24 protein-coding genes are annotated in these 22,025 nt (G+C 67.1%); 12 read left to right on the top strand and 12 right to left on the bottom strand.

Translation table 11 applies throughout. The annotated features are described in order from the left end of the window. Nucleotides 1–156 precede the first annotated feature (156 nt). From NV1_RS09155 to NV1_RS09135, 5 genes are read right to left on the bottom strand one after another with little or no spacing between them, the layout of a single operon-like run. A complete protein-coding gene (locus tag NV1_RS09155; protein WP_067887912.1) occupies nt 157–588 on the bottom strand; it encodes a nuclear transport factor 2 family protein in 432 nt (143 codons plus the stop codon). Further along, nucleotides 575–1,786 carry a metal-dependent hydrolase family protein gene (locus tag NV1_RS09150; protein ID WP_067887909.1) on the bottom strand — a complete coding sequence of 404 codons (1,212 nt, stop codon included), beginning with the start codon at nt 1,784–1,786 and terminating at the stop codon, nt 575–577. Before NV1_RS09150 ends, NV1_RS09155 begins: the two co-directional genes overlap by 14 nt. 3 nt (nt 1,787–1,789) lie before the next feature. Continuing rightward, entirely contained in the window at nt 1,790–2,137 is a 348-nt protein-coding gene (locus tag NV1_RS09145; protein ID WP_067887906.1) for a hypothetical protein, read from the bottom strand. Beyond that, complete coding sequence (locus NV1_RS09140; RefSeq protein ID WP_067887903.1) at nt 2,118–3,389, bottom strand: aromatic ring-hydroxylating oxygenase subunit alpha; 1,272 nt, start codon at nt 3,387–3,389, stop codon at nt 2,118–2,120. Before NV1_RS09140 ends, NV1_RS09145 begins: the two co-directional genes overlap by 20 nt. 12 nt (nt 3,390–3,401) lie before the next feature. After that, a complete protein-coding gene (locus tag NV1_RS09135) occupies nt 3,402–3,932 on the bottom strand; it encodes a carboxymuconolactone decarboxylase family protein (RefSeq protein WP_067887900.1) in 531 nt (176 codons plus the stop codon). A gap of 291 nt (nt 3,933–4,223) precedes the next feature. On the opposite strand from NV1_RS09135, the gene NV1_RS09130 reads away from it, so the two are divergent. From NV1_RS09130 to NV1_RS09105, 6 genes are all read left to right on the top strand, one after another. Then, the gene (locus NV1_RS09130; RefSeq protein ID WP_067888780.1) at nt 4,224–5,390 is read left to right on the top strand and encodes an acyl-CoA dehydrogenase family protein; all 1,167 of its coding nucleotides are present in this window, start codon (nt 4,224–4,226) and stop codon (nt 5,388–5,390) included. Between the two features lie 137 nt (nt 5,391–5,527). Continuing rightward, nucleotides 5,528–6,295: an SDR family NAD(P)-dependent oxidoreductase gene (locus tag NV1_RS09125; RefSeq protein WP_067887897.1), complete on the top strand. Its 768-nt coding sequence runs from the start codon at nt 5,528–5,530 to the stop codon at nt 6,293–6,295. Next, entirely contained in the window at nt 6,295–7,530 is a 1,236-nt protein-coding gene (locus NV1_RS09120; protein WP_067888777.1) for a CaiB/BaiF CoA transferase family protein, read from the top strand. The genes NV1_RS09125 and NV1_RS09120 overlap by 1 nt, the downstream gene beginning before the upstream one ends. Before the next feature lie 139 nt (nt 7,531–7,669). Further along, complete coding sequence (locus NV1_RS09115; RefSeq protein ID WP_067888774.1) at nt 7,670–8,485, top strand: enoyl-CoA hydratase/isomerase family protein; 816 nt, start codon at nt 7,670–7,672, stop codon at nt 8,483–8,485. Nucleotides 8,486–8,501: 16 nt separating this feature from the next. Continuing rightward, nucleotides 8,502–9,647: a thiolase family protein gene (locus NV1_RS09110; RefSeq protein ID WP_067887894.1), complete on the top strand. Its 1,146-nt coding sequence runs from the start codon at nt 8,502–8,504 to the stop codon at nt 9,645–9,647. Between the two features lie 10 nt (nt 9,648–9,657). Continuing rightward, complete coding sequence (locus NV1_RS09105) at nt 9,658–10,809, top strand: acyl-CoA dehydrogenase family protein (RefSeq protein WP_067887891.1); 1,152 nt, start codon at nt 9,658–9,660, stop codon at nt 10,807–10,809. 364 nt (nt 10,810–11,173) lie between these two features. Here the strand turns inward: NV1_RS09105 and NV1_RS45055 are convergent, their stop codons facing one another. Continuing rightward, a complete protein-coding gene (locus NV1_RS45055) occupies nt 11,174–11,755 on the bottom strand; it encodes a TetR/AcrR family transcriptional regulator (protein WP_067887888.1) in 582 nt (193 codons plus the stop codon). Between the two features lie 85 nt (nt 11,756–11,840). Between NV1_RS45055 and NV1_RS09095 the strand changes: the two genes are divergently transcribed. Together NV1_RS09095 and NV1_RS09090 are read left to right on the top strand one after the other, a co-directional pair. After that, nucleotides 11,841–12,269, top strand: coding sequence for a nuclear transport factor 2 family protein (locus tag NV1_RS09095; RefSeq protein WP_084525208.1), 429 nt, complete (start codon nt 11,841–11,843; stop codon nt 12,267–12,269). A gap of 166 nt (nt 12,270–12,435) precedes the next feature. After that, the gene (locus NV1_RS09090; RefSeq protein ID WP_067887882.1) at nt 12,436–13,497 is read left to right on the top strand and encodes an alpha/beta hydrolase; all 1,062 of its coding nucleotides are present in this window, start codon (nt 12,436–12,438) and stop codon (nt 13,495–13,497) included. 189 nt (nt 13,498–13,686) lie between these two features. Here NV1_RS09090 and NV1_RS09085 read toward each other — a convergent pair whose 3' ends face one another. After that, nucleotides 13,687–14,265, bottom strand: coding sequence for a hypothetical protein (locus tag NV1_RS09085; RefSeq protein WP_157116714.1), 579 nt, complete (start codon nt 14,263–14,265; stop codon nt 13,687–13,689). Between the two features lie 118 nt (nt 14,266–14,383). On the opposite strand from NV1_RS09085, the gene NV1_RS43360 reads away from it, so the two are divergent. Then, nucleotides 14,384–14,941, top strand: a complete 558-nt coding sequence (locus tag NV1_RS43360) for a hypothetical protein (protein ID WP_067887875.1) — start codon at nt 14,384–14,386, stop codon at nt 14,939–14,941. Between the two features lie 209 nt (nt 14,942–15,150). Beyond that, on the top strand, nt 15,151–15,528 hold the full coding sequence (locus tag NV1_RS09075) for a VOC family protein (protein WP_307628685.1): 378 nt from the start codon (nt 15,151–15,153) through the stop codon (nt 15,526–15,528). Nucleotides 15,529–15,555: 27 nt separating this feature from the next. Here NV1_RS09075 and NV1_RS09070 read toward each other — a convergent pair whose 3' ends face one another. The 5 genes from NV1_RS09070 to NV1_RS09050 all read right to left on the bottom strand — a co-directional run bounded on the left by NV1_RS09070 (nt 15,556) and on the right by NV1_RS09050 (nt 20,598). Beyond that, nucleotides 15,556–16,278 carry a lytic transglycosylase domain-containing protein gene (locus NV1_RS09070; RefSeq protein ID WP_067887869.1) on the bottom strand — a complete coding sequence of 241 codons (723 nt, stop codon included), beginning with the start codon at nt 16,276–16,278 and terminating at the stop codon, nt 15,556–15,558. 147 nt (nt 16,279–16,425) lie between these two features. Continuing rightward, on the bottom strand, nt 16,426–17,400 hold the full coding sequence (locus NV1_RS09065) for an NADPH:quinone oxidoreductase family protein (protein WP_067887866.1): 975 nt from the start codon (nt 17,398–17,400) through the stop codon (nt 16,426–16,428). Nucleotide 17,401: 1 nt separating this feature from the next. Then, nucleotides 17,402–18,187, bottom strand: coding sequence for an enoyl-CoA hydratase-related protein (locus tag NV1_RS09060; protein ID WP_067887863.1), 786 nt, complete (start codon nt 18,185–18,187; stop codon nt 17,402–17,404). 22 nt (nt 18,188–18,209) lie between these two features. Further along, complete coding sequence (locus NV1_RS09055) at nt 18,210–19,235, bottom strand: phosphotransferase family protein (RefSeq protein ID WP_067887860.1); 1,026 nt, start codon at nt 19,233–19,235, stop codon at nt 18,210–18,212. 61 nt (nt 19,236–19,296) lie between these two features. Further along, the gene (locus NV1_RS09050; RefSeq protein ID WP_067887857.1) at nt 19,297–20,598 is read right to left on the bottom strand and encodes an acyl-CoA dehydrogenase family protein; all 1,302 of its coding nucleotides are present in this window, start codon (nt 20,596–20,598) and stop codon (nt 19,297–19,299) included. A 39-nt stretch (nt 20,599–20,637) separates the two neighbouring features. Here NV1_RS09050 and NV1_RS09045 point away from each other — a divergent pair, with 39 nt between their 5' ends. Both NV1_RS09045 and NV1_RS09040 read left to right on the top strand, forming a co-directional pair. Next, nucleotides 20,638–21,123, top strand: a complete 486-nt coding sequence (locus NV1_RS09045; RefSeq protein ID WP_067887854.1) for a VOC family protein — start codon at nt 20,638–20,640, stop codon at nt 21,121–21,123. After that, complete coding sequence (locus NV1_RS09040; protein ID WP_067887852.1) at nt 21,120–21,959, top strand: SDR family oxidoreductase; 840 nt, start codon at nt 21,120–21,122, stop codon at nt 21,957–21,959. Before NV1_RS09045 ends, NV1_RS09040 begins: the two co-directional genes overlap by 4 nt. The last annotated feature ends 66 nt before the right edge of the window (nt 21,960–22,025 follow it).

The raw sequence follows: 22,025 nt of genomic DNA, 5'->3' as shown, positions 1-22,025 counted from the left end.
TTTTGCACTCTCTTCGGAGCTGCCTGGACCTCGCCTGGCGGCCCGGCCCGATGAATTACCGCCCGTCACCCGGACCGATCGGCTGGTGTCGCCCGCGGTTGGCGGTGACGCGGATGGCCGGAGTCGTTGCTGCCCCGGTCATTCCACCGGATTGCATTACTGCCGCGTGTTCTCGAATGCGTGCGGAATGCCCGAATCGTGGTCGCCGTTGCGCCGGATGAAGGTCATCTTCCGGGTGCGCAGCCGCCAGCCGTCCTCGGTGCGCACGAGTGTGTCGCTGTAGTAGCCGATCCGCATGTCGTGCGTGCTGTGGTCGATGAAGCACAGCGGCTGGGTGCCGGTGGCGGTATCCCCGTCGATGTCCAGAAGCGGTGTGCCCGTGAGGAAAAGGCCCTTGGGTGCGGCGGCGACGAGGTCCGGGAACAGGTCCAGGGTATAGGTGTCGCCGAATGCGCTGTAACTGCCGTCGGGGGTGAACACCCCGACCACGCCGTCGATATCACCCTTGGTGATGGTCACCGCGTACCGGGCGAGCAACTGCTGGATGTCGAGGAGGTCCTCGTATCGTGAACCGCTATCGCTGGACAAAGACCTTGCCGCCTTTCATCACGAACCGCACGTTCTGGGTGACGGTGATGTCCTGGATCGGATCGCCGGGCACGGCGATGATGTCGGCCAGCATCCCCTCGGCCAGCCGTCCGCGGTCCTCGGCGTCGATGAGATCCGCGGCGTTCACGGTCGCCGCGCGCACGACGTCCAAGGGATCGAGCCCGCGCGAGACCAGCGCGACGAGTTCGTCGGCGTTCTTGCCGTGCGGAATGGCCGGTGCGTCGGTGCCGACCGCGATCCGCACGCCCGCCTTGTACGCGGCCAGAACCGAGCTGCGTGCCTTCGGAAACATCTCGGCCGCTTTGGCTTTGAGCGCTTCGTCGGCGTGGGACATGTCCATGGCGTCGGCGAGGCGGGTGGTCGGCACCAGCCAGGTGTTGTGCTCGACCATCATGTCGATGGTCTCGTCGTCGATGAGGAATCCGTGTTCGATGCAGTCGATTCCGCAGTCGACCGCGTGCCGGACCGCCTCCGCGCCGTGCGTGTGCGCGGCGACCTTGAGGCCGCGCCGATGTGCCTCGTCCACGATGGCGCGCAGTTCGTCGTCCGAATAATGTTGCGCGCCAGGGGCTCCGGTGAGCGACATGACGCCGCCGGAGACGCAGATCTTGATCAGCTGCGCGCCGTACTTGATCTGGTACCGCACCGCCTTGCGCACCTCGTCGACCCCATTGGCGATGCCTTCCTCGAGGGTCAGCTTCAGCACGTCGGGGGCGAAGGCGGAAAACATGGTCGGATCCAGATGTCCGCCCAGCGGGGTGATCGCATGTCCGGCGGGCACGATCCTGGGGCCGTCGATCCAGCCCCGGTCGATCGCCTTGCCCAGCGCGACGTCGAGCAGGTAACCACCGGTCTTGCAGAACAGGCCGAGGTTGCGCACGGTGGTGAAACCGGCACGCAGCGTGCGGCGGGCGTTGCCCACCGCACGCAGCATCCGCAGTGCGGGATCATCTGTCACACTCGAGGACAGGCCGGTCTCCCCGCGACCGCCCATCAGCAGATTGACCTCCATGTCCATCAGCCCGGGCAGCAGCACGACATCACCGAGGTCCAAGACCTCGCCGCGCGCCGGACCCCCCAGCCCGACGATGCGATCGCCTTCGACGTGCACGACGCCGGGCCGGATGATCTCGCCGGTGTCGATGTCGAGCAGACCGGCCGCTTGGAGTGTGAGCATGGCCTACACCACCGGCTCGGCGATCACATCGAGATAGGCCGCGCCGGAGTCCGGCACCCGGGGCTGCTTCCACACCTCCACCGGGAAGGACACCATCACCAGCGACTGCAGCAGGTGGAACAGGTGGCGCTGCTCGTCGGGCAGATCGTTCCAATCGAATTTCTCGATGTGATCCAGCGCCTCCTGCAACCGCGGGAAGACGGTCTCGTAGACGTCCTGCATCTGCTCCATCGAGGAGGCCAGTCGCTTGGCGTAGCGCTCGGGCTCGGTCGCCAGGATCCAGTCGGAGAACCGTTGCAGGTCGGCGAATTCGGCGGGCAGGGTCTTGGTCTCAGCTGGCTGCGCGGGCATTGCGGTACTCCTTCACGATGTTCTGGACGGTGATGTGCAGGTGGCGCAGCAGCACCTCCTGGTCGTTGAGCGGGAATTCGGTGATCGCACCGGTTTCGAGCATGGTCTGGGTCGCCTCGAGGGTGTTGGCGTCCTGCAGCGCGTACTCCTTGAAGGTCACCCCGGCCAATTCCTGACGCAGCCGCTCGCGGGCGTTCTTCGGCGGCACGAAGTACAGATTCGCCTCGAAGATGTGCTTGTTCACCGCGGTCGGCCAGTAGTGGTAGGTCAGATACCAGCCCGGCGCCCAGATCAGGATGCCGAAGTTCGGGAAGACCTCGAATTCGTCCACGCCCCAAGCCTTGTGGCCCGCGGGGTTGACGCCCGACGGCAGCGGGTCCAGGCCCTCGATGTCCGGGCGGTCCCATGGTCCGAACAGGCCGCTGCGCAGCTCCCGCTCGATCGGCTTGACCATGTTCGGGTCCTTCGGCGGGGCCATGCCGCCCCACGAGGAGACCATCGAGTGCGGGGTCCAGCATTCGTAGTGCAGCGCCTCGAAGCCGACCTCGAGCAGTTTGTCGGCCTCGTCCTTGACCGCCTGCTTCATGTGCAGCACCGGTGCGTGGTAGAACTCGGCGAACGCGTCGATGAACAGCTTCCAGTTGGCGCCGATCTCGGCGCGGTAGCTGTAGACCTCGGTCATCTCGTGGAAGGGGTAGCCCTCCAGCCCCTTCGCCCACGCGCCGAGGTAGTCCTCGAGCGGCTGCGCGTTGTCGTCGAGGTTGATGAAGATGAACCCTTCCCACACCTCGCAGCGCACCGACTTGAGCCCGAACTTGCTCTTGTCGATGTCGAAGAATTCCTTCTCCTGCTGGACGAAGGTGGCATCGCCCTCGAGGCTGTACCGCCAGGCGTGGTACTTGCAGGTGAACTGGCGGCAGACTCCGGCGGTCTCCTCGCCCGGGTAGTCCTCCCAGACCAGCTTGTTACCGCGGTGGCGGCAGATGTTGTAGTACGCGCGGATCTGCTTGTCGTGGTCCTTGACCACGACGAAAGACGCGTTCACGCAGGCGAGTTCGCGGGTGAAGTAGCTGCCGACCTTGGGCAGGCGCTCGACGCGTCCGACGTTGAGCCAGCTCTTCTTGAAGATCGCCTCCTGCTCGTCGGCGTAGAAGGCGGGATCGGTGGAGTCGGTGAAGTCGACCACCTCGGTTCCCAGTTCGGGATAATTCTCCGTCCAGCTGCCGGCAGCCGGTTTTGTGAAGTGTGGCAAGGGATTTACCTCTCAGTGATCGGGCTCGGGCTGTACGCCGAAGGTGTTGAGCGCCATGGACATCGCGATGTAGCCGCCGATGGTGAAGACCAGGTCCATGCGTTGTTTCTCGTCCAGGCGCTCGGCCAGGGCGGCCCAGGTCTCGTCGGACAGTTCGGATTTCGCGTCGAGCTCGTCGACACAGGACAGGATGAGGCGATCGAACTCGTCGGTCCCCTCCCCGCGAGCGACGGCGTCGATCTCCGCGGAGGTCAGTCCTGCCTCCTTGGCGAAGGCGATGTGGTGCACCCACTCGTAGTCGCAGCGGCGGTTGTGGGCCACCCGCAGGATCACCAGTTCCCGCAGACGGGGCGGCAGGGTGGACCGGAAGAGCAGATGGACGCTGAAGCCCAGGAATGCCTCGGTCAGGTCCGGGTGCCGGGCCAGCGGTGCCATGGCTGGACCCGCGGACTCGGGGTTGCGCATCGCGCGGGGCAGCAGGGCGCGGAACGCGTCGCGGGTGCGGTCGTCCCACTGGTCCGCCGGTAGCGGCGGCAGGCGCATGCCGACCTCCTCTCGTGAGAATCGGATTCTCTAAAACTGAGGACTAGATTTCCATGAAGCCGTGCGTTAGTCAACGCCGGGGCTGCGGCCTGGGAAAATCGAGGCCACGGAGAGTGTGCTTCGACCTGGCGTGCTGTCGGTTCCACCCTGTTTGTCCCGGGATCGGATGGTGATTCTCCAAATAAGAGAATATAGTTTCCCTAGTGTTGCGTGCCCGGCTCGTCGGCGGGCCCGAGTCGAAGAGTCCGGCCCCTGCGGGCGGAAAGGAGTCCCACGATGACGAGCTGCGGCATGAATTTCGAGCTCACCGAGGATCAGCAGCTGATTCGCACGACCGTCGCGGAGCTGTGCCGCAAGTTCGACGACCAGTACTGGATGGCCAAGGATTCCGCGCACGAGTTCCCGACCGAGTTCTACGAGGCGATCGCCAAGGGCGGCTGGCTGGGCATCACGATTCCCGAGGAGTACGGCGGCCACGGCCTCGGCATCACCGAGGCCACCCTGCTGGCCGAGGAGGTCTCGCGTTCGGGCGGCGGGATGAACGCGGCCACCTCCATCCACATGTCGATCTTCGGCATGCATCCGGTGGTCGTGCACGGCTCGGACGAGCTCAAGCGGCGCACCTTGCCGCGGATCGCCAACGGTGATCTGCACGTATGCTTCGGCGTCACCGAACCCGGTGCGGGACTCGACACGTCGCGGATCAGCACGTTCGCCAAGCGCGACGGTGACCACTATGTGGTGAACGGCCGCAAGGTGTGGATCTCCAAGGCGATGGAGTCGGAGAAGATCCTGCTGCTGACCCGTACCCAGCGCTACGACGAGGTCGCCAAGAAGACCGACGGCATGACGCTGTTCCTCACCGATCTGGATCGCGCGCACGTGGACATCCGGCCGATCGCGAAGATGGGTCGCAATGCGGTCACCTCCAACGAACTGTTCATCGACGGGCTGCGGATTCCGGTCGAGGATCGAGTCGGTGAGGAGGGGATGGGCTTCAAGTATCTGCTCGACGGGCTCAATCCCGAACGCATGCTGATCGCCGCCGAGGCGTTGGGACTGGGGCGCGTGGCCCTGGATCGGGCCGTGCGATACGCCAAGGAGCGCGTCGTATTCGACCGGCCCATCGGGATGAATCAGGGCCTGCAATTCCCGCTGGCGGATTCGCTGGCGCACCTGGATGCCGCGGAACTGGTGCTGCGCAAGGCGACCTGGAGCTACGACCAGGGCAAGCCGTGCGGGCGGGAGGCGAACACCGCCAAATACCTCTGCGCCGACGCGGGATTCACCGCCGCGGACCGGGCGCTGCAGACCCACGGCGGGATGGGATATGCCGAGGAGTATCACGTGGCGCGGTATTTCCGGGAGGCGCGCGTGATGCGGATCGCGCCGATCAGCCAGGAGATGATCCTGAACTATCTGGGCTCGCACACGCTGGGCCTGCCCCGGAGCTATTGAGCCGCAGGAGTTTCCGAGCCCTGCCACGGGCTGCTGGAACCGATGGGTGTCGCGAGCGCGACAGGAAAGACGCGGAGTGACCCGGGACGCGGAGTCACCCGGTATACGAATCACCTAGAGACACAGGGAGTCGGCCGATGGCAGGCAACAACGGATTGTTCGATCTGAGCGGGCGGGCGGCGCTGGTCACCGGAGCCGCCGGGGGCATCGGCTCGGCGGTCGCCGAGGCACTGGCGGCCCAGGGCGCGGCGGTGCTGGTCACCGACGTGAACGGTGAGGCCGCCGCGGCGGTCGCGGAGAAGATCGCCGGAAACGGCGGCACCGCGGCGAGTTTCGCCTTGGACGTGTCCGATCGCGAGGCCGCCGATGCCGCTGCCGCCCGCGCGGCCGAATTGGCTGGGGGCACCCTGCATATCCTGGTGAACAACGCCGGTGTCACCGATCCGCACATGTTCGCCGATATCACCGCGGATTCGGTGCGGCGGTTGCTGGAGATCCACACCATGGGCACCTTCAACTGCTCGCAGGCGGCGCTGCCCTATCTGCCGACCGACGGCAAGGGCCGGATCATCAACGTCACCTCCTCCGCCGGAATCGTCGGCACCCTGGGGCAGGTGAACTACTCCGCCGCCAAGGCAGCCATCATCGGCGTCACCAAATCCCTTGCCCGCGAACTGGCTCGCAAGAACATCCTGGTGAACGCGCTGGCGCCGCTGGCGGCCACCCCGATGACCGATACCATCCGCACGGACGAGAAGTTCGCCAAGCAGATGTTGAACCGGATTCCGTTGCGGCGCTGGGCCGATCCGCAGGAGGTCGCGGGCGCGTTCGTCTTCCTGGCCACCGACGCCGCCTCCTTCATCACCGGCCAGGTGCTGCCGGTGGACGGCGGCATGGTGATGTGATGCTGGAGCGCAGCGCCGGTCCGCTGGCCGGAATCACCGTCGTCGCACTGGAACAGGCCGTGTCCGCGCCGATGTGCACGCGCGCCCTGGCCGATTTCGGGGCGCGGGTGATCAAGGTCGAGAATCCGTCGGGCGGTGATTTCGCCCGCTACTACGACGAGGTGGTGCACGGCCAGGCCGCCCACTTCGTGTGGTGCAACCGGGGCAAGGAATCGGTGACTCTCGACCTGAAATCCGATGCGGGCGTGGAACTCCTGCATCGGCTGCTGGATCGGGCCGATGTCCTGGTGTCGAATCTGGCGCCCGGGGCGACCGCGCGGCTGGGCTTGGCTCCGGAGGATGTGTCGGCGCGGCATCCGGGGCTGATCGCGGTCGAGATCGATGGATTCGGCGCGGGCGGGCCGCTGTCTCACAAACGTGCCTACGACCTGCTGGTGCAGGCCGAGTCCGGGGTGTGCGCGGTGACCGGCACCGCCGGGGAACCCGCCAAACCCGGTCCGCCGATGGCGGATGTGACGACGGGACTGTATGCGGCGCTGTCGATTCTGGCCACCCTGTGCGGCCGGCTGCGCAACGGGCCCGGCCCGGGGACGAATATCGCGGTGAGCCTGTTCGACATGATGGCCGAGATGATGGGGTATCACCTCAACTACGCGCGGTATTCCGGCGTGGATCTGGTGCCGTTGGGGATGAGCTCTCCGGCGGTGGCCCCCTACGGCGCCTACCGCACCGCGGACGACCAGACCGTCGTCCTGGGCACCACCAACGATCGGGAATGGCAGCGGCTGTCCCGTGATCTGCTCGGCCGCCCCGACCTGGCCGGCGACCCCCGCTTCGCGACCAACTCCGGCCGTTGCGAACATCGCGGGGAACTCGACGAGGCCATCGGAAGCTGGTGTGCCGCACATGATCTGGCACATATCCAGAAGGTCGCCGATGCCGCTGGAATCGGCAACTCCCGCTACAACCGGCCCAGCGAGGTGATCAACCACCCGCAACTGGTGGACCGGCATCGCCTGCGCACCATCGACACCCCGGGCGGTCGCATCGTCGCGGTACTTCCTCCAGCGGTGATCGACGGCTTCGAACCGCCCATGGGGCCGGTGCCCGGCCTCGGCGAGCACACCGACAACCTGCTCGCCGAACTCGGTTGCAGTGCTGATGATATCGCTGGACTCAGGGAAAGCGGAGCAGTCGGCGCGCGGTACGAGCAGCCACGCCGGGAGTCGGCGTGATCGCGGTGTGCTCGGTGTTGCTCCCAGGACCTGCGGACCCGGCATGCCGGTCCGTCGAAGCCGCATGGCCCGAAAGGGCTTGTACCCGATCCACGAGGCGATGCGAATTCCGCAGCGCTGCAACGATTCAGGAGGTGTAATGTCCGGCGAACCTGTCCTGCGGGTCGATGACACCGGCGGCGTGCGGACCTTGACCCTGAACCGCCCCCGACGCAAGAATGCCATCGACCACGAATTGTGGCTGGCCCTCGCGGATGCGTTGCGGCACACCGCGGCCGATCGTTCGGTGCGGGCGGTGGTGATCACCGGTGCGGGCGGGGAGTTCTGTTCCGGGGCGGACATCTCCACGCCGCCCGACAACAGTCATCCGGTGTATCGGATGCGCGAACTCACCGATGTCGCCCTGCTGCTGCACGAGTTGCCCGTTCCGACGGTGGCCCAGGTGCGTGGGGTCGCGGTCGGGGCGGGCTGGAATCTGGCCCTGGGGTGTGACCTGGTCGTCGCGTCGCCGGGGGCGAGATTCTCGCAGATCTTCGCTCAGCGCGGCCTGTCCCTGGATCTGGGTGGTTCGTGGCTGCTGCCGAAACTGGTCGGCCTGCAGCAGGCCAAGCGGCTGGCATTGCTGGCCGAGACCATCGATGCGGCTCAGGCTCGCGAACTGGGCCTGGTGACGTGGGTGGTGCCCGAGGACGAGATCGATTCGTACGTACGTGATCTCGCCGCACGGCTGGCCTCGGGTCCGTCGGTCGCGCTGGCCCAGACCAAGGCGCTGCTCAATGCCGGGGCCGCGCACACCCTGCGTGAGGCGCTGGCCGGTGAGGCCGCCGCGCAGGGACTCAATTTCGCCACCGCGGACGCCCCCGAGGCGTTCGCCGCCTTCGCCGAGAAGCGCGTAGCACATTTCACCGGTCGCTGGACCGTGCACCGACCCGCGGTGCGCGGCCGCGACGATTAGAAGACCAGGGAAGCAGATGCGTGAGGTAGTCATCGCCGGGGCCGTGCGGACCCCGGTAGGCAAACGGAACGGCGGCCTGTCGGGTATGCACGCCGCGGACCTGTCGGCGGTCGTGCTCGACGAATTGGCACGGCGCACCGATATCGATCCGGTCATCGTGGACGATGTGATCTGGGGCTGCGTCTCCCAGGTGGGCGATCAGTCGAGCAATATCGGCCGTTATGCGGTGCTGGCCGCGGGCTGGCCGGAGACGATCCCGGGCACCACGATCAACCGGGCCTGCGGATCAAGCCAGCAGGCTTTGGATTTCGCGGCCCAGGCGGTCGCCTCCGGACAGCAGGACGTCGTGGTCGCCGGTGGCGTCGAGGTGATGAGCCGGGTGCCGCTCGGGTCGGCGCGCGCCACCGGCGTGCCGTACGGGCCGAAGGTGCTCGCCCGATATGACGACTTCTCGTTCAACCAGGGCATCTCGGCCGAGTTGATCGCGCGGAAGTGGGGTTTCACGCGCACTCGCCTGGACGAGTACTCGGCACAGTCGCACGAGCGCGCCGCCGCCGCGCAGGATCGGGGCGCGTTCGAAGCGCAGATCGTCGCGGTCACAACGGATTCCGGGACGGTCACCGCCGATGAAGGCATCCGCCGCGGTACCACCGCCGAGAAGCTCGCGGGGTTGAAGCCCGCCTTCCAGGACGACGGCGTGATCCACGCGGGCAGCTCCTCCCAGATCTCCGACGGCGCCGCGGCGCTGTTGGTCACCACCGCCGACCGGGCCCGCGAACTCGGGCTGACCCCGCTGGTGCGGTACCGGGCCGGGGCCGTCACCGGAGCCGATCCGGTGCTGATGCTGACCGGACCCATCCCCGCGACGGCGAAAGTGTTGCGCAAGGCTGGAATCGACGTCGAAGACGTCGGGGTGTTCGAGGTGAACGAGGCATTCGCGCCGGTTCCGCTGGCCTGGCTCGCCGAGACCGGCGCCGATCCGGCCGCGATGAATCCGCTCGGCGGCGCCATCGCCCTGGGACACCCGTTGGGCGGCTCGGGCGCCGTGCTGATGACGCGAATGATTCATCACATGCGCGACAACGGAATTCGCTACGGCCTGCAGACCATGTGCGAGGGCGGCGGAACCGCCAACGCCACCATCGTCGAACTAGCGTCCTGAAGGAGCCGTCGTGCGCCGCACTCTCTACACCGCCGATCACGAGGCATTCCGCGAGCTGGCAAGGAATTTCATCGATAAGGAAGTTGTCCCGCACTACCCGGACTGGGAACGCGCGGGCCGCATGCCGCGCGAAATCTTCGAGCGGATGGGCGAACTCGGACTGCTGGGCACCGCGATTCCGGAGGAATACGGAGGCGGGGGAGTGCGGGACTACCGATTCAACGCGGTCCTGCAGGAGGAGGCGTATCGGGCGCTGGTCACGCTCAGCACCGTGCGCACCCAGATCGATGTGATCCTGCCGTACTTCCTGGAGTACGCGAACGAGGAGCAACGTCGCCGGTGGTTCCCCGGACTGGCGAACGGCACCCTGCTCACGGCGGTCGCCATGACCGAACCCGGTACCGGCTCGGATCTGGCGGGCATCCGCACCACCGCGGTGCGGGACGGCGAGGACTACGTCATCAACGGAGCGAAGACCTTCATCACCGGCGGTCTGCTCGCCGATCTGGTGATCGTGGTCGCCCGCACCGACACCGACCCGGACAACCGCCGCGCGGGTCTGAGCCTGATCGTGGTGGAGAGCGGTCGACCCGGATTCACCAAGGGTCGCATCCTGGACAAACTGGGCTGCAAGGTGCAGGACACCGTGGAGCTGTCGTTCGAGGATGTCCGTGTGCCACAGTCGAATCGGCTCGGCGAAGAGGGCAAAGCATTCGGCTACCTCGGCCACAATCTGGCCCAGGAGCGGATCACCGTCGCGGTCGGCTCGGTCGCCCAGGCGCGTTCGGCGATCACCGCGACGAGTGAATATGTCAAGGAGCGCAAGGCATTCGGCCAGCCGGTCGCCTCCTACCAGAACACCAAGTTCGAACTCGCCGCGATGTCGGCGGAGGTCGAGGCGGCGCAGACGATGATCGATCGAGCCGTCCTGGATCTGGTCGAGGGCGAGTTGTCCGGCGCCGACGCCGCCCGCACCAAACTGTTCTGCACCGAAGTTCAGGCCCGCGTGGTGGACCGCTGCCTGCAACTGTTCGGCGGCTACGGCTACATGCTCGAATACCCGATCGCCAGGCTCTACGCCGACGCCCGCGTGGCGCGGATCTATGCGGGAACCAGCGAGGTCATGAAGACCATCGTCGCGAAAGACCTGGGTCTGCGTTAATTGTCTCCGCTTCGCTCCGGCGCCGAAAACCTGGGAGCTGGTCTTGCTGAACCTTTCGCTTCGCGGGCGATTTCCAGCGGGACGGATACGCTTTGCCGCTGGGCGCGTTGGTATTTCGCCTCGCTTCGCTTCGGGGTTTTCGGTGTTCGGGGGTTTGTTGTTGTGTGGTCGAGGCTCGGGCTTCGTTATGTACTTCGAGGGTGGTTGGACGATGAGTCTGTACTGAAAACCTTTGGGTTGGTGCTGGTGAGCCTTTCGTTTCGCGGGCGGCTTCCGGCGTACGGATACGCTTCGCCGCTGGGCGCGTCGGTGTGTTTCGCAGGTCTCCGGGGAAAGGCCGCGCGATGCCGGTGCGGCGACGTCGCTACGGGCTGCCTGGTCCGCGGCACTCCGTGCCGCGGGTGACCCCGGCGCGGACGATGGCCAGCAACCGGTCGATCTGGGGGGCGTCGGCCGCGGCGCGTCCGATGCCGTTGGCCGCGGCGAGCAGGTCGGCCACGTCGAGGTCGGGCTCGAGTGCGCCCGCAAGCTGTGCCCGGTGCAGCAGGTCGGCCGCGGCGGTGTGCATCGTCTCGTGCCATTCCCGGTAGAGCGCCGAGCGTTGTCCGGCGTCGTCGTCCGCAATGGCCAGGGGGAGTTCACCTTTCGTGGACACGTGCGCGACGAAAGCCCGGAGCCAGGTGAACAGCGCATCGGCGGGCGAGGGGTCGTCGAGCAGGGCTCGGCCCAACTCGCCCAGCGCGGTGACCTCCTCGGCGTACACGGCGATGACCATGTCCCGGCGGGTGGGGAAGTGCCGGTACATCGTCGCGTTCCCGACCCCGGCGCGCCGGGCGATCTCGTCCAGCGGGGCGTTCACGCCCACTTCGTCGAATACCTCCCGGGCGGCCGCCAGCACCGATTCGTAGTTGCGGCGCGCATCGGCGCGACGTGGGCGGTCGGCCATATTTCTCCTTGCGAAACGGGGAGCTCCCCGGTTAGCCTAACGTGTCATAAACGGGGAGTTCCCCACTTCTGTGAGAGGCGTTCGAATGTTGGACATCACCGCGGCGGATCGACTCGCGATTCACGAGACGATCGCGCTGCACGGACATGTGGCCGACGACCGCGACTGGGATCGATGGGGTGAGCTGTACTCCGATGATCTGGTGTTGGACCTGGAGGACTTCGGGCTCGGCACGACCCACGGTGTTGCGGCGCTACAGAAATTGGCCCGCGACAACCAGGACGACCCGGCGCAGCCGCTGGGGCATCACGTCACCAATATCGTTCTGGTGGCACAGGACGGCGACCGGGTGCGGGCGCGATCCAAGGGGCTCGCGGTCAATGCGGACGGGACCAGTGGAACGGTCGTCTACGAGGACACGCTCCGGCGCGAACCGCAAGGCTGGCGCATCTGTCATCGCAAGATCCTGGCGCGCAGGGCACCCGACCAGGCTCGGGGAGTCGCAGCCCGCTAGATCTTCCGGGCCCGGCAATCCACCACGGTCCTGGAGCCGTCGGCACGTAGGATCGGCCCGAGGCGTATCTTGCTGTGCCGCGCCCTCGCGCACGGCACAGCACCGGCCGGGGCGGCTGAGCGTTCCGGCATCCGAAAGTGCCACCTTGTCAGAGAGGTTCGGAACTATGCGCTTTTCCCGCTTCGTCCTGGCCGCGGTGATCTTCGTGCTGGCGTTCGCCGTTCCGGCCGCTCCGATGGCCGCCGCGGCGCCCGGTGGGGGCATCGTCGACCGCGCGATCACGTTCTCGGTCCGCAATGTGAACGCCTCCGGGGTGCCGTGCGGAACCGACGGCCGAATTTACCGGGTGCACGGACACCTCACCGGCCCGGCGGATGCGCTGGCAGGGCGCACCGCGACCAGCGCGGCGCTGTATCTCCACGGTCTCGAGCTGGGTGAATGGTTCTGGCGGTTCGACGCCGTGCCCGGCTACGACCACGTGCGCGAGATGGCCCAGCGCGGGCATGTATCGGTCACGATCGACCGGCTCGGCTACGGCGCGAGCGGTCAGCCGGCGGGGACGCTCAGTTGTGTGGGCGGCCAGGCGACCGCCGTTCATCAGATCGTCCAGGCTCTGCGATCGGGCAACTACTCGGCGGACGGCGGGGCGGTGGCCTTCCAGCACGTTGCGCTGCTGGGACATTCGCTCGGCGGCGCGGTCGCTCAGATCGAGGCGTATTCCTTCGACGACGTGGACGCCCTCGGCGTGCTGTCGTACTCCGATCTTGCCCTGACCCCCGAACAACTGGTCGGCGCACTGTCCTGGGGAGCCACCTGCCTCACCGGTGGGCAGAAGTCCCCGGCCGGCGCACCCGGATACAGCTACCTGACCCCGAATGTCCAAGCCTACCAACAGGATTTCCTCGCCCAGTCGCCGCCGAACGTACTCGCCGCCGCAACGCCGATGCGTGCGCTGAACCCGTGCGGTGACATGGTCTCGCTGACCGAGGCGACCCTGATCGACCCCGCCCGCCTCGGCGCGATCCGTGTCCCTGTCCTGACTCTCACCGGTACCGGCGACCGAGTGTTCGACGTGAATCGCGCTCGCTTCCAAGGCAAGCTGTTCACCGGCAGCAGGGACGTCACCACCGACATCGTCGACGGCGCCACCCACGGCCTGACCCTGGAACCCACAGCGGCACGGTTCCGCGACGACCTGGACTCCTGGTTGCGCACCCACGGCTTCTGAACGACGCGCCATCCGCTGTCGAGGCTCCGGTCTCCGACGTGCGCGGAGTGCGGGGTCCGCTCGACGCACTGTGTCCCACTTCGCCGAAAACCGCACTACCGCAGGACATTCTGTAGCGGGTGTGGCTCACCTGTGCGGTAGTGCGGATGCCGCGATCACGCGGAAACCGGTCCGCGCTCTGCCCACCGCTCACGGGCCGTGCCGAGCCACGGAAACCTCGGCTGAGTCGACCGGCGTGCTCGGGCCGGATGCGGCGTTGGCAAGCGCGTCGTGCAGAAGTTTCGCGGTTTTTCCGGCGCGCCTGCCACGCAGGTTCACCTCGGTGAAGCCGTCGACCAGGGCTGCGGCGGGATCCAGCAGGTCGTAGGTGGTCCTGCGGCTGCTCAGGGAGTCGGAGAGAACGGTCTGCCAGGCTTGTTGGTGGGCCCGGAAACCGCCGGCGCGGTCGAGGACGTGGGCGTATTCGCGAACCACAACTGTGCATACCGCCCGCTCGAAACCGCGTCCGGACCGTCGCCACCACGCCGAGCGCACTACCGGTGACCGCGGCAGGGCGGCTCGGTCCAGCACGATCCACAGGGCGATGTCCTGGCGCAGCGACAGCTCATTCGCGGAGCCGTCCCGCGATTCGCCGATCGCGATGCCGCGCAACGGTATCGGGTACTTCGTGAGCAGACGATCGATGGCCGAGGCGATCTCCCGGACGGTGCGCACATCGATGCCGTCGCGGTCGAACCCTATGGTTTCCAGGCTGTGACTGGCCGCCATGGTCCGAACGATCCGCAGCGACTCGCCGGTGTCCTCGGTCCGGGGGTGTTCGCCGGGCTCGTCCGCACGGGGCGGTGTCGTTGTCCTCCGCGGGAGCAGAAATTCGAGATCGGTCGGAATGGCCGTCACGCTGGGCATCGGCATCGGCATCGGCATCGGCACGGGCGTCGGCGTGGGCATCGGCATCGGCACGGGCGTGGGTGTGGGCGTCGGCACGGGCATGGGTGTGGATGTCGGCACGGGCGCAGGCGTTGGCGTGGATGTCGGCATGGGCAGGGGCGCGGACGTCGGCACGGGCGCGGGCGCGAGTGTGGGCACGAACATTGGCCTGGGCGGCGGCATGGGCATGGGCGCGGATATGGGCATCGGTGGCACGGTGTCGAGCCCCGTCCTGATCGGACGGTCTACCGGAGGTGCCGGTATCGTCGCTCGCCTACGGGACCACGGAGTAGGCAGCGGAGCGGAATCGGCGGCACGCTGCTGCGGCGTCTCCGGATGCTCCGGTATCGGTGTCGACGTCGCGGTGAACGCTTGCGCAGCACCGTCCGTCGTATATATGTCGGCGGACGCGATGGCCGCCTTCAACTCGTCGACCGTGCGGGACGCTTGGCCGATGAGCTCTTCCAATGTCGCGACCAACGCGCGCAATGCGTCCGTGTCGAATCGCGACGGCTGACTCACCGATCTCTCCTGCTCGTCCCGCCGATCCCCGACCGGTTGAACTCGACCCCCGCTGATCGACGGCAGAACAACCAGTATCCCACGACGCCCTCGACGAGCCTTGCCACCGGCGAGGATGCCCGCGAATCCGTCTTCGACGAGCGGATTGCGGCATCAGCGGGTCGGGCCGGTACGGTCGGGAAATTCGCGTGCAAGACTTTCCGGATGACTACGGCTTCTGCTCTTCCGCCGGGATTTCACTCGGTGACGCCACGCATGGTGGTCGATGACCAACCGGGCGCGGTTGCGTTCCTGCGGACGGTATTCGGGGCTGTCGGCGAGGTCGAGCCGAATCGACCGACCGAGGTCCGGATCGGCGACTCACTGGTGATGGTGTCGGCATCCGGCGAGCGCGAGCGGTTTCCGGCATTCCTGTACATCTATGTCGATGATGTCGCCGCGACATATCAGCGTGCGGTGACCGCTGGAGCCGTCACCATCGAGGCTCCGCTCGACACACCGTACGGCGACCGGCGGGCGATGGTGCGCGATCCGTTCGGCAACGTCTATCAGATCGCGTGCCGGCTCGGTGCCACTGCGTGAGGTCGAATGCGTCTCGACTCGGGCGCGCTATTGGTAACGATGGGCCCAGCCCATGACCTGGGTGACGTAGGCCATCGAATGGTTGTAGCGCAGGATCGCGGCTGTTCGCTGTGCCGGGTTCTGCATGTTCAGCCCGCCCGAGCAGAGGTAATTTCCGGCGGTGTAGCTCGCGTCGAAGAGATTTTGCGGGTTGCCGCCCGGCCGTGAGTAGCGTGCCCACGTCGCGGGCATGAACTGCATCGGTCCTTCCGCGCGCATGAATTTGCCGGCGCTGTTGCGGATCACCTCGTTGTCGGGCAGCGTGCCATCGAGAGCCGGGCCGTAGATCTTCTGACGGGCCGTCCCGAACATGTCGACGTTCCCGTTGTTCGCGTGGTGCGATTCGACGCGGCCGATACCGGCGAGCAACTGCCACGGCATGTGGCACTGAGGTTGCTCCACAGCGAGTTCGACAGCGGCGACCTTGTACGCGGTCGCCGCGATCCCGGGAATTTCCGGAGCGCTCGAGCCGCCGGCCGATCCGGAGTCCGCGGAGCCCGTGCCCGCCGATCCGGAGGCCGACCCGGTGGGCAGCGCGATCGCTTGGACCGCGGGCGCGACCTCCGCGGCCGATGCCTGTGTAGCAAGGGTAGTTACGGAGACCACCCCGGGAACCAAACCGGACAATGCGATCATCGACTTACGCCGGACCGTTGGTTCCGGCGTCTTCCGGTGACGTCCCACCTCGGCACTACCCTCCATCACGAACATACGAGCGGACGTCATTGTATCGATGTCGGCCGTCGAGCGCGAGGTAACGGACGAGAAGACTCGAAATAGACCTTCCGGCAATATATTTCGGATTTCATCGGCTGAAGAATCCGGTTCGGCGGACCGGCGTCGGGCATTCGCCCGTCGTCAGCGGGTCGCCGTGAGGTCGATCAGGATCTTGCCGACGGCTCGGCCGTCGGCGACCCGGCGCAGGGCGGTGGCCGCTTCGTCGAGCGGGTAGACCGCGCTGATGTGCGGGTTCGCCTGTCCCGTGGTGAGCAGTCGGCGTAGTTCTTGCTCGTTGCGGCGGAATTCGTCGGGATCCAGGTCCTGGAACTGGAAGCCGAGGAGATGAATTCCCTTGACCAACACCAGGTTCAGCGGGATCTGCGGGATGATGCCGGAGGCGAAGCCGATGGTGACGAATCGGCCCCCGCGCCGCAGTGAGCGCAGTGCGGGTTCGGACAGCCGGCCCCCTACCGGGTCCAGTACCGCGTGCGCACCGTCGGGCAGTGCCTCGCGGAGCGCGCCGCGCAGGTCGCCGGCCGTGTGGTCGATGAGTTGAGCCGCGCCGTATTGCGCTGCCGCGCTCAGCTTTTCGGGTGAAGATGCCACCGCGGTCACTTCCGCGCCCAGGTGTACGCCCAGCTGTACCGCGGCGAGGCCGACCCCGCCGCCCGCGCCGAGCACCACCAGCCGGTCCCCGGTGCGCACCCGCGCCACGGACCGCAGACAGTGGTACGCGGTCCGATAGGCGACGCCGAACGCCGCGGCGCGGTGGTCGTCCACGCCGTCGGCGATGGGTGCGAGCCCGGCGGCGGGTACGGCCACCTCCTCGGCGAACGCACCGACGATGCCGGTGCCGGTCACTCGGTCACCCACAGCGAGATCGGTGACATCGCCGCCGACTTCGACCACGGCCCCGGCGAATTCGCTGCCCGGCACGAACGGCGGCGGCACCTTGATCTGATATTCCCCCGCGATCACCAGCACATCGGGGAAGTTGACCGCGGCCGCCCCGACCCGCACCCGGACCTGTCCCGGTCCGGGTGCGGGTGACGGTCGTTCCTCGATGCGGATGATCTCCGGCGGCCCGTAGGCCGGGCAGACCACCGCGCGCATCTCAGTTACCCTGCCACTGCGGGGTGCGCTTCTCGGCGAAGGCGCGTGCGCCCTCCTTGGCGTCGGCGCTGGTGAAAACCTTTGCCTGCCAGGTCTTCAGACGCGCCTCGGCCTTGTCGGCATCGGTAACCGCCAGCCGTGCGAGCTCTTTGGACGCGGCCAGGCCCAGCGGCGCGTTGGCGGCGATCCGCTCGGCGAGGGCCAGTGCGGTGGACAGCACTTCATCGGGTTCGGCGACGGCATTGATCAGCCCGACTTCGTATGCCCGTGCAGCACTGACGAAATCGCCGGTCAGCAGCAGTTCCAGTGCGATGGCCAGCGGAATGCGAGTGCCGACCGTGGTGCCGCCGCCAGCGGCGAACAGGCCCCGCTTCACCTCGGGGAAACCGAATTTCGCGGCCGAGGAGGCCACGATGAGATCGCAGCCCAGCAGCAACTCCAGGCCGCCGCCGACCGCCGTGGCATTGGCCGCGCCGATCACCGGCACGCTCGCCTGCCCCTTGCTCAGTCGCCCGTACGCCTCGGTGGCGGCATCGGTGCCGAAGCCCTCACCTTCGGCGAAGGCGCGCAGATCCATGCCCGCGCAGAAGGCGCGGTCGCCGGTGCCGATGAGTACGATCGCGCGGATGTCCGGATCCGACTCGGCATCCATAACGGCCTGGCCGATGCCGCGAATCAGATTGCCGTTCAACGCATTGCGTGCTTCGGGCCGGTTGAGGCGAGCGATCAGTACCGCGCCGGACCGTTCGACGACGAGTTCGCTGTTCGCATCGGTGTTCTCGGTCATCGAGATTCCTTCCTGGATGTCATCATGCGTACTGCGTGCTTTCCGCCAGTTCGGCGGCCGAACGCATGGTGTCGACCACGACCGGGCCGAACGATTCCAATTTCACATCGCCCTTGGCGCGCTGGTAGCCGCGTTCGAGCACAATGGCCAATTTCCACTTGGCGAGGATCAGGTAGTAGTCGATATCGTCGACCTGACGTCCCGAGACCTCGGCATAGTGCGCCAGGATCTGCTCCCGTGAGGGCATGTACTGCATATTGGCGTAGCCCTTGTTCGCCACCGCGGGATCGCTCGTATCCTCGGGCCAGCCCTGCAGCATCCAGCCCAGATCGAGCTTCGGATCGCCGACGGTGCCCATCTCCCAGTCCACCAGGGCGGCCAGCCGGGCCGGGCCGCCGTGTTCGAACATCACGTTGGCGAATTGATAATCACCGTGCATGAGACCGGGCAGGTAGTCCAACGGCCGGTGGGTGCGCAGCCATTCGGTCGCCACGTCCATGCCGTCGAGGGTGCGCGCGCCATCGATCCGGTCGTAGAAGCTCAGCCAGCGCGCCACCTGACGTTCGTGATAACCGTCGGGGCGGCCCAGATCGTGCAGTCCCTTGGCCTTCCAGTCCACCCGGGACAGCAGCGCGATCCCCTCGGCGAGTTGATATCCCAGCCCCGCGCGCAGGGTGTGATCGGAGTCGAACGGTTCGGGCCACACGCCGCGGTGATCCATCGGCGACCAGCCGTCGACGAAACCCATCAGATAGAACGTCCGGCCCAGGACGGAGGCGTCGGTGCAGGCCGCGACCGCCGCGGTGTGCGGGACGTCGGTGCCCTCGAGCGCCTCGATGATCCGCCACTCGCGCAGAATGCCCGCATCTCGGTCGGCGGGCGCCTCGGGCGGTGGCATGCGGATCGCGCACACATGCTCACCCCGGCTGATGCGATAGATCTCGTTCTGGGTACCGCCGGACAGGAATCGCGCCTCCAGCGGCTCGCCCTTGCCGGGCAGGCCCTGCTCGTCCATCCAGGTCGCGAGCCGGGCGGTGTCGATGCTCATAATTGCCCTGCTTCCATTCGAGTGGGCTCGATTCGCGTTGTGTGAGAACCGTTTTCGATGCTCACAGGTTGCCTGCCTCGTGCTCCAGGTACTCGGCGAATTTCTCCCGCGCGGCCTGCTGTTTCGCGGGAATCCACTGGGTGGGCCACATGCCGTCGGTCGGTTCGTAATCGCGCAGTACCTGTTTGGCGACCGTGCCCTTGTGCACCTCGGTCGGGCCGTCGGCCAGACCCATCACGCCCGCGCCGTGGATCATCCGGAAGAACGGCATCTCGTTGGTGGTGCCGAGCGCGCCGTGGACCTGCATCGCGCGCCAGGCGATGTCGTGCAGCACCGTCGGCATGATGATCTTCGCGGTGGCGATGTCCTTGCGGACCTTCTTGTAGTCGTTGTACTTGTCGATCTTCCACGCGGTGTGCAGCACGAACAGCCGGAACTGGGCCAGCTGCGCGTAGGAGTCGGCGATGTAGCCCTGCACGAATTGTTTGTCGGCCAGACGACTTCCGGCGGTCTCGCGGCTCAGGGCGCGCTCGCACATCATGTCCAGCGCCTGCTGCGCCAAGCCGATCGTGCGCATCGCGTGGTGGATCCGGCCGCCGCCGAGGCGGGTCTGCGCGATGACGAAGGCCTGGCCCTCGCCGCCGAGCAGTGCTTCGGCGGGCACCCGGACGTTGTCGTAGTGGATGAGCGCGTGTGAGCCGCCGTCCAACGGTTCGCCGTACAGTCCGACGTTGCGCACGATATCGATGCCGGGGGTGCCGGTGGGCACCAGGAACATCGACATGCCCTGGTACGGACTGACATCCGGATTCGTCACGGCCATGACGATCAGGAAGGCCGCGGTTTTCGCGTTGGAGGAGAAAAACTTCCAGCCGTTGATGATCCAGTCGTCGCCGTCGCGCGTGGCGCGGGTTTCGAAGCGGGTCGGGTCGGCGCCGGCCTGCGGTTCGGTCATCGAATAGCTGGAGAACAGTTCGCCGTCCAGCAGCGGTTGCAGATAGCGCCGCTTCTGCTCGGGGGTGCCGTAGTGGGCGATGATCTCGGCGTTACCGGTGTCCGGGGCCTGGCAGCCGAAGACGATCGGCGCCCAGGACGAGCGACCCAGAATCTCGTTGAGCAGCGCCAACTTCAGTTGTCCGTAACCCTGTCCGCCCAGGTCCGGGCCCAGGTGTGTGGCCCACAATCCCTGTTCGCGCACCTGCTTCTTGAGCGGCTCGATCGCCGCGCGGCGTGGCCCGTCCAGCGGTACGAACTGCTCGTGCTCCCAGACCAGATCGAGCGGCTCGACCTCCTCGCGGACGAACTCATCGGCCCAGTCGAGCTTGCGCTGGTACTCGGGGTCCGTCTCGAAATCCCATGCCATTGCGCCTCCTCTCTCAGAGGTGAGAATATCCTTCTCGTGATGAAGAATGCAATTCTTGAGCCTGGTGATCAATTCCACATCGGCATAGTGGCGGCGGATTTCGACGTCACCGTGACGCGCCTGACCGAGGTGTTCGGCTACGAGTGGGGGCCGGAGGTCGGCGGCCCCGTCACGGTGGATCTGCCCGACGGCAAGGCCGTGGACCTGGATCTGCGGTGCGTGTACTCGGTCACGGTTCCGCGTCTGGAAGTCGTGCGCAGCGTGGCGGACACGCTGTGGGATCCGGCGGGGGAGGCCGGGGTGCACCACATCGGCTTCTGGTCCGACGATGTCGCCGCCGACACCGAGGCATTGCTGCGGCACGGCTATCTGGCCGAGGCCACCCGCCCCGGCGCGGAGGGCGGGCTGTTCTTCGCATTTCTGCGCAGCGCCGACGGTTTCCGGGTGGAGCTGGTGGATCGCGCCGCCGAATCGGGGCTTTCGCGCTGCTGGGCCGCGCCGGAGGCGTCGGGTGGTGTCGCATGACCGCCGTGGGGATCGTGACCGGCGCCGGTCGCGGCATGGGATATGCCTGCGCGCAGCGGGTGGCCGGAATGGTCGGCGCGCTGCTGCTGGTCGACCGGGACGCGGCCACGGCGAATGCCGCCCGGGACGTGCTGGCGGCCGAAAACCCCAGCGTCACGGTGGAAGCGGTCGAGCTGGACGTCACCGATGCCGAGGGGCTGGCGCATTTGGCCGCGCGGGCGGGTGATCTCGGCGAGTTGCGCGCGGTCGCCCATGCCGCGGGAATCTCCCCGACCATGGCGGATTGGCGACGCATCTTCACCGTCGATCTCATCGGCACCGCGCTGCTCGCGCGGACCCTGCGGCCACTGGCGGTATCCGGCACTGCCACAGTCTGTTTCGCCTCGATGGCCCCGCTGCTGGATCCCACGACACCGGACCCCGCCGCCCTCGCGATCCTGGACGATCCGCTCGAGCCGCGCTTCCTCGACCGGTTGCACGAGGTGTTGGGGCCCGCGGTGGAGATTCCGGGCGTCGCCTACGGCTGGGCCAAACGCGGCGTGCATCGTTTCGTGCAGCGGGAAGCGGTGCGCCTGGGTCCGGCCGGAGCGCGCATCTGCTCGGTCTCGCCGGGCCTGATCGATACCCCGCAGGGGCGCCAGGAGGCGGCCGAGCACGCGAGCATGGCGGCGCTGATCGAGCGAACTCCGTTGGGCCGCACCGGTCTCGCCGACGAGGTGGCTGACGTCGTGGCCTTCGCTCTGTCGGATCGGGCGAGCTTCATGACCGGAGCGGACCTGCTGGTCGACGGCGGTGTGCTCGCAGCGGTGCGCGGGGCCGGGCGAGCTGTCGGCTGAATGCTGCTGCACTGCCGTGGTATTCGTGATCCAGCCCGGCATCGGCTTCGCCCCCGGCGATTCGCG

This window comes from Nocardia vaccinii NBRC 15922, from assembly GCF_001613305.1.
Lineage (GTDB): Bacteria > Actinomycetota > Actinomycetes > Mycobacteriales > Mycobacteriaceae > Nocardia > Nocardia vaccinii.
Note: the sequence above shows the minus strand (reverse complement) of the source record. Positions and strands in the feature narration are given on the sequence as shown.

Coding starts and splice junctions, on each gene's coding strand:
- NV1_RS09150 (WP_067887909.1), bottom strand. CDS start 1,786: ATGCTCACACTCCAAGCGGCCGGTCTGCTCGACATCGACACCGGCGAG.
- NV1_RS09145 (WP_067887906.1), bottom strand. CDS start 2,137: ATGCCCGCGCAGCCAGCTGAGACCAAGACCCTGCCCGCCGAATTCGCC.
- NV1_RS09135 (WP_067887900.1), bottom strand. CDS start 3,932: ATGCGCCTGCCGCCGCTACCGGCGGACCAGTGGGACGACCGCACCCGC.
- NV1_RS09130 (WP_067888780.1), top strand. CDS start 4,224: ATGAATTTCGAGCTCACCGAGGATCAGCAGCTGATTCGCACGACCGTC.
- NV1_RS09125 (WP_067887897.1), top strand. CDS start 5,528: ATGGCAGGCAACAACGGATTGTTCGATCTGAGCGGGCGGGCGGCGCTG.
- NV1_RS09120 (WP_067888777.1), top strand. CDS start 6,295: ATGCTGGAGCGCAGCGCCGGTCCGCTGGCCGGAATCACCGTCGTCGCA.
- NV1_RS09115 (WP_067888774.1), top strand. CDS start 7,670: ATGTCCGGCGAACCTGTCCTGCGGGTCGATGACACCGGCGGCGTGCGG.
- NV1_RS09110 (WP_067887894.1), top strand. CDS start 8,502: ATGCGTGAGGTAGTCATCGCCGGGGCCGTGCGGACCCCGGTAGGCAAA.
- NV1_RS45055 (WP_067887888.1), bottom strand. CDS start 11,755: ATGGCCGACCGCCCACGTCGCGCCGATGCGCGCCGCAACTACGAATCG.
- NV1_RS09095 (WP_084525208.1), top strand. CDS start 11,841: ATGTTGGACATCACCGCGGCGGATCGACTCGCGATTCACGAGACGATC.
- NV1_RS09090 (WP_067887882.1), top strand. CDS start 12,436: ATGCGCTTTTCCCGCTTCGTCCTGGCCGCGGTGATCTTCGTGCTGGCG.
- NV1_RS09085 (WP_157116714.1), bottom strand. CDS start 14,265: ATGGCGGCCAGTCACAGCCTGGAAACCATAGGGTTCGACCGCGACGGC.
- NV1_RS43360 (WP_067887875.1), top strand. CDS start 14,384: ATGGCCGTCACGCTGGGCATCGGCATCGGCATCGGCATCGGCACGGGC.
- NV1_RS09075 (WP_307628685.1), top strand. CDS start 15,151: ATGACTACGGCTTCTGCTCTTCCGCCGGGATTTCACTCGGTGACGCCA.
- NV1_RS09070 (WP_067887869.1), bottom strand. CDS start 16,278: ATGTTCGTGATGGAGGGTAGTGCCGAGGTGGGACGTCACCGGAAGACG.
- NV1_RS09065 (WP_067887866.1), bottom strand. CDS start 17,400: ATGCGCGCGGTGGTCTGCCCGGCCTACGGGCCGCCGGAGATCATCCGC.
- NV1_RS09060 (WP_067887863.1), bottom strand. CDS start 18,187: ATGACCGAGAACACCGATGCGAACAGCGAACTCGTCGTCGAACGGTCC.
- NV1_RS09055 (WP_067887860.1), bottom strand. CDS start 19,235: ATGAGCATCGACACCGCCCGGCTCGCGACCTGGATGGACGAGCAGGGC.
- NV1_RS09050 (WP_067887857.1), bottom strand. CDS start 20,598: ATGGCATGGGATTTCGAGACGGACCCCGAGTACCAGCGCAAGCTCGAC.
- NV1_RS09045 (WP_067887854.1), top strand. CDS start 20,638: ATGAAGAATGCAATTCTTGAGCCTGGTGATCAATTCCACATCGGCATA.
- NV1_RS09040 (WP_067887852.1), top strand. CDS start 21,120: ATGACCGCCGTGGGGATCGTGACCGGCGCCGGTCGCGGCATGGGATAT.